Below are 3,529 nucleotides of genomic sequence, written 5' to 3'. Positions count from 1 at the left end.
GTAGTCAAACCTCAACTTGCATAAGCTGTATAGGCTGTGATAAAATAACTGTAGGCTAAGGACGCTTGTGAGGTAACCAAGGCCGACACGCAAAAAATTGAACCCCCCCGGAGCGGCTACTCCGGGGGGGTTCTTTGTGCTTACTTGCCCTTGCCGTGACCGTCAAGCCACTTGCAGATGCAATGGCTAATTACACCTGCTACGACGGCCATAAGGACGCTTGTGAGGATTTCCAATGCTGACACCTCCTTTCTGTTGCCAGATTGGAGAAGGGCAGCAGGTCAAATATACCAATAGGCCGTAGAAAGAGTCAAGGGCCAGGGCATATACCGGACCGCCAGCAGGCGGGAGGATATGCCGCCCTGGGGCGCAGCCTTTACCCTTGACGGGCAGACCACGGAACACGCTGGATCCGGAGGGGCCGGGTCACCCCGGCCCCTCTGCCGTCGCGGCGCCCGGCATGGTTTGGGGTGATGCCGTCCGGCTGCCCCCTTTTCAAAGGGGGCAAAGAGGACTGGGGAGCTGGCCGCAGCCAGCGGGGCAAAGCCCCATCTCATCCGTGGCCGCAGCCACGCCCCTCCCGGCGAGGGAGCCCCGTGTTTTGATACGAAGTGTCAAAACTCATAAGGGGTTACTCTTGACAAGAGTAACAGAACATGCTATGCTGAAAAAGAAGAAAGGCGGTGTTCTTATGGGGCGAGTATCAATGCCGCAGGGCAAAGGAAGCCAAATGCACAATAGGCGAGAATATGAGGAGATAGGTAAGCCTATCCCAGATAACATTGATGGCTCCAAGTCCTCGGAGAACATCATCCTGGTAGACAAGGACATTAGAGATGCATACCGAGAAATCTTTAGCAGCGCTCTGGAGAAGTACAACAGTAAACAAAAGCGAGCTGACCGGAAGATTGTGGACTACTTAGACCACATACAGAAGTCTAAGAACGGCGAGAAACCTTTTTACGAAGATGTGGTACAGTGGGGTAGTAAAGATGACTTTCAGACCCCTCAGATGAGGGAGAGAGCCAAAGAAGCCCTTGTGAAGTATGTAGAGGGCTTTGAGGAGCGAAACCCCAATCTGAAGCTCATAGGGGCGTACATTCACATGGACGAAGCAAGCCCCCATTTGCACCTTGACTATGTTCCCGTAGCTTACGGGTACAGTCGAGGGCTTGAGATTCGGAACTCTCTCGATAAAGCTATGAAACAGATGGGATTTCAGCCAGAGAATGAGAGCCGAAAGAACAACGCCACAAAACTTTGGAAAGAAAACGAGCGTGTTGTTTTCGGCCAGGTCTGCCGTGACCTTGGGCTTGAGGTAGAGCCAGAACGCAAGTCAGAGCGTAAGAGCTTGACGGTCGATGAGTACAAAGAAGCTCGTGATGAGATGTTAGGGCATCTTGAAAAAGAGGCCGATACAGCCCGTCAGGCGGCCCAGGATGCCAGGAAAGAACTCCGGGCCGTGCAGGATAAGGCAGAAGCCGCAGAAGAGCGTCTACGGGCCGCTGTGGCCGTTTCTAAGGGTATCCAGGATGTACGTCAGATTTCACCCGTTCGGCGAACGCTGACCGGCAAAGAGGTCTATCGGCCTGAAGATCTTCGGAGCCTAAAGACAGCTGCTGAGTTGGCTAAAAAAGCAACATGGGAGAGGGATATGGCCATTCGAGCAAAGGAGAAAGCGTTTGACCAGGTTTATTCCCGTGATGCTATGATTGATCGATTAAAGGAACAGGTGAAGGATCTGCAGAAGCAGGTTGATCAGCTGGCTCCTTACAAGATCTTTGTCGAGTCATTCCAACAGCTGCGTGAGCATTTCCAAGATTGGTTTATAAACTGGCAAAAACAACGACAGGAAAAGAGAAAAGACCGCTCTAAGAAGAGAGGATTTGAAAGATAAAAGAGCAGCCAGGGCGCCCCCTGGCTGCTCTCAAATTAGCGGTCTGCGGAGTTATCCACAGACCGCTAATTTGATTTTCTCCCTTGATAGATAGCTTGATTACTTACTTGATTACTCTCTTGATTACGGGCCCTCAAAATGCTAGTAATATCAATGTGTTTGGGATTTAAAGGTGAACGACTTCTTCCGTAAAGGTGAACGACTTCTTCCGTAAAGGTGAACGACTTCTTCCGTAAAGGTGAACGACTTCTTCCGTAAAAGGGGTTAAAGGTGAAAGCTTTTCATTGACTCATGTTCACCTTTATGGTAGAATAAACAGGATGAAGGTGAATGCTCCATATTAACTCACATTCACCTTTAGGATGCAATATTTGAAAGAGGTAATGCGATGCCAAGAAAGAAAAAAGAGCCGCTTGCCGGTATTGGGCGCGATCCGGAAACCAAGTTGATCGTCCAGAAATCAAAGCCCCTATTTGAGCTGTGGCGCTCCAATCTTTCCCTTGCGGAGTTCAAAATCATGGATATGTACTTGGCCCGTATTGACACCCACAAACCAGAGCAACGCACCATCAAACTCACAAAAGGGCAGTTGGAGCAGGCTCTGGGCGTGACCCGTATCAATCAGCCTGATCTAGAGCATAGACTGAAAAACCTTTACCAACCGATTGATCTGGCAAAGGGAGACAGGAAGCGGCTCCATTTGGTGTCGCTGTTCGAGGAGGCTATCGCCGATCAAGACGATGATGGTGTGTGGCAAATCACCTTAACCTGCACCAATGCCGCTATGAAGTATTTCTTTCATTTCGAGAAGTTGGGTTACTTCCGGTACAAGTTGCGCTGTATCACCAGTCTAACCAGTAGATATACCTATGTCCTTTTCATGTATCTGGAATCAAATCGTTTTCGGAAGGAATGGGAGGTTTCTCTAGATGAGTTAAAAAAAATTCTGAACTGCGATGGCGATACCAGTTACAACGAGTACAAGATTTTCAACCAGCGTATTTTGAAGCGCTGCCAGAAGGAGCTGCTGGACAAAACTGAGTGCCGGTTTGAGTATAAACCGATCAAGTCGGGGAGACGGGTGACAGCGATCCGCTTTACACTAGAATCGATCTCCAAGCTAATCGATGATCCTCTGTCTGGTCAAATGCCTGGTCAAATCTCCTTCACAGATCTTCCATCCAACCATGGCACAGATTTGATTGAACTTCTTCGCAGCGCCACCACACCCCCAGGATCTGATGAGCCAGAGTTTAGTCGTGCTGAGATAGAGCATCTCTTTACCACCTTGGCCACAGTCAGCGTGGATAAGCTGCCACAGATCGATGATAACAACATTGATCTGCGCCGGTATCATTACCTCGCCGAAAAATATGCAGCTATGAACCGTCAGGCTGAAAAACAGCAGATAAAACACCGCTTTGCGTATTTGCTGAAGCTAATCGTTTGAGATGTGTGTTGTTTTAGATGCTAGTCAACCGTTGAGCGGTTAATTTGAGAGTCGTGTTGTTTTAGATGGTAGTCAAACCTCAACTTGCATAAGCTGTATAGGCTGTGATAAAATAACTGTAGGCTAAGGACGCTTGTGAGGTAACCAAGGCCGACACGCAAAAAATTGAACCCCCCCGGAGC

At 49.1% G+C, this 3,529-nt stretch carries 2 protein-coding genes; both read left to right on the top strand.

The genetic code is table 11. The features are described from left to right. Positions 1 to 661 precede the first annotated feature (661 nt). Positions 662 to 1,897 (top strand): plasmid recombination protein, encoded by a 1,236-nt coding sequence (locus KQI26_RS14835; protein WP_216505017.1) that lies wholly within the window; start codon positions 662 to 664, stop codon positions 1,895 to 1,897. A 388-nt stretch (positions 1,898 to 2,285) separates the two neighbouring features. Then, positions 2,286 to 3,347 (top strand): replication initiation protein, encoded by a 1,062-nt coding sequence (locus KQI26_RS14830; protein ID WP_216505016.1) that lies wholly within the window; start codon positions 2,286 to 2,288, stop codon positions 3,345 to 3,347. The last annotated feature ends 182 nt before the right edge of the window (positions 3,348 to 3,529 follow it).

Origin of the sequence: Intestinimonas sp. MSJ-38 (genome assembly GCF_018917925.1) — a bacterium.
Classification (GTDB): domain Bacteria; phylum Bacillota; class Clostridia; order Oscillospirales; family Butyricicoccaceae; genus Pseudobutyricicoccus.
This window is presented reverse-complemented; position numbering and strand designations above follow the sequence as displayed.